The following is a 5,223-nucleotide window of genomic DNA, read 5'->3' as shown; positions in this document are numbered from 1 at the left end:
TCCTTGAGAACTCAACAGCGTGCCAAAAGTCAACGCCAGATATGTTGATACCCCGTTCCCGGGCCGATGCGGCCGGGGGATGAGGTTCCTTTGAAATCACACAGCGAGGACGCTGCGCACCGCGGGAATCATTCCTTCCCGCCGGTGCCGCTCTGCGCGGATGTGAGACCCCGACACCGGGGCAGACATTCACGGAGAGTTTGATCCTGGCTCAGGACGAACGCTGGCGGCGTGCTTAACACATGCAAGTCGAACGATGAACCACCTTCGGGTGGGGAAGAGTGGCGAACGGGTGAGTAACACGTGGGCAATCTGCCCTGCACTCTGGGATAACTCCGGGAAACCGGAGCTAATACCGGATACGACCGCCGCGGGCATCCGCGGCGGTGGAAAGCTCCGGCGGTGCAGGATGAGCCCGCGGCCTATCAGCTGGTTGGTGGGGTAACGGCCCACCAAGGCGACGACGGGTAGCCGGCCTGAGAGGGCGACCGGCCACACTGGGACTGAGACACGGCCCAGACTCCTACGGGAGGCAGCAGTGGGGAATATTGCACAATGGGCGCAAGCCTGATGCAGCGACGCCGCGTGAGGGATGACGGCCTTCGGGTTGTAAACCTCTTTCAGCAGGGAAGAAGCGCAAGTGACGGTACCTGCAGAAGAAGCACCGGCTAACTACGTGCCAGCAGCCGCGGTAATACGTAGGGTGCGAGCGTTGTCCGGAATTATTGGGCGTAAAGAGCTCGTAGGCGGCCTGTCGCGTCGGATGTGAAAGCCCGGGGCTTAACCCCGGGTCTGCATTCGATACGGGCAGGCTAGAGTTCGGTAGGGGAGATCGGAATTCCTGGTGTAGCGGTGAAATGCGCAGATATCAGGAGGAACACCGGTGGCGAAGGCGGATCTCTGGGCCGATACTGACGCTGAGGAGCGAAAGCGTGGGGAGCGAACAGGATTAGATACCCTGGTAGTCCACGCCGTAAACGTTGGGCACTAGGTGTGGGCGGCATTCCACGTCGTCCGTGCCGCAGCTAACGCATTAAGTGCCCCGCCTGGGGAGTACGGCCGCAAGGCTAAAACTCAAAGGAATTGACGGGGGCCCGCACAAGCGGCGGAGCATGTGGCTTAATTCGACGCAACGCGAAGAACCTTACCAAGGCTTGACATACACCGGAAACGGCCAGAGATGGTCGCCCCCTTGTGGTCGGTGTACAGGTGGTGCATGGCTGTCGTCAGCTCGTGTCGTGAGATGTTGGGTTAAGTCCCGCAACGAGCGCAACCCTTGTTCTGTGTTGCCAGCGTGCCCTTCGGGGTGACGGGGACTCACAGGAGACTGCCGGGGTCAACTCGGAGGAAGGTGGGGACGACGTCAAGTCATCATGCCCCTTATGTCTTGGGCTGCACACGTGCTACAATGGCCGGTACAATGAGCTGCGATGCCGTGAGGTGGAGCGAATCTCAAAAAGCCGGTCTCAGTTCGGATTGGGGTCTGCAACTCGACCCCATGAAGTCGGAGTCGCTAGTAATCGCAGATCAGCACTGCTGCGGTGAATACGTTCCCGGGCCTTGTACACACCGCCCGTCACGTCACGAAAGTCGGTAACACCCGAAGCCGGTGGCCCAACCCCCTTGCGGGGAGGGAATCGTCGAAGGTGGGACTGGCGATTGGGACGAAGTCGTAACAAGGTAGCCGTACCGGAAGGTGCGGCTGGATCACCTCCTTTCTAAGGAGCATCTTTGGTCATCGGGCCTGATCGGCCCGGTGGGCACAGGGCCATTACGCCGACGCGTGTTCGGCGGTGGTTGCTCATGGGTGGAACGTTGACTAGTCGGCCGGGATGGTCCGGCGGAGGACACCAGTACTGCCTCCCCCTCGTGTGGGGTGGGGCGTGGACCGTGGCTCTCCGTGGATGGTCCGGGTCGGGCGCGCTGTTGGGTGTCTGAGGGCACGGCCGTGAGGCTGGTGGTCCTTGGGTGCCGGCCCCGGTGAACTCCGCCGTGATGGTGGGGGTGGCGGGTGGCTGGTCGTTGTTTGAGAACTGCACAGTGGACGCGAGCATCTATAGGCCAAGTTTTTAAGGGCGCACGGTGGATGCCTTGGCACCAGGAACCGATGAAGGACGTGGGAGGCCGCGATAGGCCCCGGGGAGCTGTCAACCGAGCTGTGATCCGGGGGTGTCCGAATGGGGAAACCCGGCAGTCGTCATGGGCTGTCACCCGCTGCTGAACACATAGGCAGTGTGGAGGGAACGCGGGGAAGTGAAACATCTCAGTACCCGCAGGAAGAGAAGACAACCGTGATTCCGGGAGTAGTGGCGAGCGAAACCGGATGAGGCCAAACCGGTCACGTGTGAGACCCGGCAGGGGTTGCGTGGTCGGGGTTGTGGGAGTTCTCTGCAGTCGTCTGCCGGCGGCTGGACGAGTCAGAAACCGTATGGATAGGCGAAGGGCATGCGAAAGGCCCGGCGTAGAGGGTAAGACCCCCGTAGCCGAAATCTGTGCGGCTCGTTGGAGGACCACCCAAGTAGCACGGGGCCCGAGAAATCCCGTGTGAATCCGGCGGGACCACCCGCCAAGCCTAAATATTCCCTGGTGACCGATAGCGGATAGTACCGTGAGGGAATGGTGAAAAGTACCGCGGGAGCGGAGTGAAATAGTACCTGAAACCGTGTGCCTACAAGCCGTGGGAGCGTCGCCGTGAGTGCTTGTCACTTGCGGTCGTGACTGCGTGCCTTTTGAAGAATGAGCCTGCGAGTTTGCGGTGCGTTGCGAGGTTAACCCGTGTGGGGAAGCCGTAGCGAAAGCGAGTCCGAACAGGGCGGTTTCAGTAGCGTGCCCAAGACCCGAAGCGGAGTGATCTAGCCATGGGCAGGGTGAAGCGGCTGTAAGAGGTCGTGGAGGCCCGAACCCACCAGGGTTGAAAACCTGGGGGATGACCTGTGGTTAGGGGTGAAAGGCCAATCAAACTCCGTGATAGCTGGTTCTCCCCGAAATGCATTTAGGTGCAGCGTCGCGTGTTGCTTGCCGGAGGTAGAGCACTGGATAGGCGATGGGCCCTACCGGGTTACTGACCTTAGCCAAACTCCGAATGCCGGTAAGTGGTAAGCGCGGCAGTGAGACTGTGGGGGATAAGCTCCATGGTCGAGAGGGAAACAGCCCAGAGCATCGACTAAGGCCCCCAAGCGTGTGCTAAGTGGGAAAGGATGTGGAGTCGCAGAGACAACCAGGAGGTTGGCTTAGAAGCAGCCATCCTTGAAAGAGTGCGTAATAGCTCACTGGTCAAGTGATTCTGCGCCGACAATGTAGCGGGGCTCAAGCACACCGCCGACGTCGTGTCATCGGCACATCAACCTCTAACGGGGGTGTCGATGGGTAGGGGAGCGTCGTGTGCCGGGTGAAGCCGCGCCGGAAGGCAGGGGTGGACGGTACACGAGTGAGAATGCAGGCATGAGTAGCGATACAGGAGTGGGAAACTCCTGCGCCGATTGACCAAGGGTTCCTGGGTCAAGCTGATCTGCCCAGGGTAAGTCGGGGCCTAAGGCGAGGCCGACAGGCGTAGTCGATGGATAACCGGTTGATATTCCGGTACCCGCTGTGGAGCGCAAGGGCCGAGCCCGGTGATGCTAAGTCCGTGAAGCCGCCCGTGTCCTTCGGGGTGCGGTGCTGGTGGAGCCGACGGCCCGATCCGGTAGTAGGTGAGTGATGGGGTGACGCAGGAAGGTAGTCCAGCCCGGGCGGTGGTTGTCCCGGGGTAAGGGTGTAGCCCGTTGTGCAGGTAAATCCGCGCAACACTTCAAGGGTGAGACCTGATGCCGAGCCGATGACGGTGAAGTGGATGATCCTATGCTGTCGAGAAAAGCCTCTAGCGAGTTGCACGGCGGCCCGTACCCCAAACCGACTCAGGTGGTCTGGTAGAGAATACCGAGGCGTTCGGGTGAACTATGGTTAAGGAACTCGGCAAAATGCCCCCGTAACTTCGGGAGAAGGGGGGCCACATCCGGTGATCCGTCTTGCACGGTGAGCTGGGGGTGGCCGCAGAGACCAGCGAGAAGCGACTGTTTACTAAAAACACAGGTCCGTGCGAAGCCGTAAGGCGAGGTATACGGACTGACGCCTGCCCGGTGCTGGAACGTTAAGGGGACCGGTTAGTCGCTCTTCGGGGCGGCGAAGCTGAGAACTTAAGCGCCAGTAAACGGCGGTGGTAACTATAACCATCCTAAGGTAGCGAAATTCCTTGTCGGGTAAGTTCCGACCTGCACGAATGGCGTAACGACTTCTCGACTGTCTCAACCATAGGCCCGGTGAAATTGCACTACGAGTAAAGATGCTCGTTTCGCGCAGCAGGACGGAAAGACCCCGGGACCTTTACTACAGCTTGATATTGGTGTTCGGTTCGGCTTGTGTAGGATAGGTGGGAGCCGGTGAAGCATGCACGCCAGTGTGTGTGGAGGCGTTGTTGAAATACCACTCTGGTCGTGCTGGATGTCTAACCCGGGTCCGTGATCCGGATCGGGGACAGTGTCTGGTGGGTAGTTTAACTGGGGCGGTTGCCTCCCAAAGGGTAACGGAGGCGCCCAAAGGTTCCCTCAGCCTGGTTGGTCATCAGGTGGTGAGTGTAAGTGCACAAGGGAGCTTGACTGTGAGACTGACGGGTCGAGCAGGGACGAAAGTCGGGACTAGTGATCCGGCGGTGGCTTGTGGAAGCGCCGTCGCTCAACGGATAAAAGGTACCCCGGGGATAACAGGCTGATCTTCCCCAAGAGTCCATATCGACGGGATGGTTTGGCACCTCGATGTCGGCTCGTCGCATCCTGGGGCTGGAGTCGGTCCCAAGGGTTGGGCTGTTCGCCCATTAAAGCGGTACGCGAGCTGGGTTTAGAACGTCGTGAGACAGTTCGGTCCCTATCCGCTGTGCGCGTAGGAGTCTTGAGAAGGGCTGTCCCTAGTACGAGAGGACCGGGACGGACGAACCTCTGGTGTGCCAGTTGTTCTGCCAAGGGCATGGCTGGTTGGCTACGTTCGGGAGGGATAACCGCTGAAAGCATCTAAGCGGGAAGCCTGCTTCGAGATGAGGGCTCCCACCCCCTTGAGGGGGTAAGGCTCCCGGGAGACGACCGGGTTGATAGGCCGGAGATGGAAGCTCCGTGAGGGGTGGAGTTGACCGGTACTAATAGGCCGAGGGCTTGACCGTAGATGTTCGCGTCCACTGTGTGGGTTCTGAGACCACGA

Annotated in this window: 2 rRNA genes; both read left to right on the top strand. The window is 60.1% G+C overall.

The annotated features are described in order from the left end of the window. The first annotated feature begins 188 nt into the window (after positions 1 to 188). Positions 189 to 1,718 (top strand): 16S ribosomal RNA (locus ACW69E_RS27675). 341 nt (positions 1,719 to 2,059) lie between these two features. Further along, positions 2,060 to 5,185 (top strand): 23S ribosomal RNA (locus tag ACW69E_RS27670). The 16S and 23S rRNA genes sit together here, the layout of an rRNA operon. Positions 5,186 to 5,223: the final 38 nt, after the last annotated feature.

This window comes from Streptomyces sp. SS8 (genome assembly GCF_054072955.1).
Note: the sequence above shows the minus strand (reverse complement) of the source record. Positions and strands in the feature narration are given on the sequence as shown.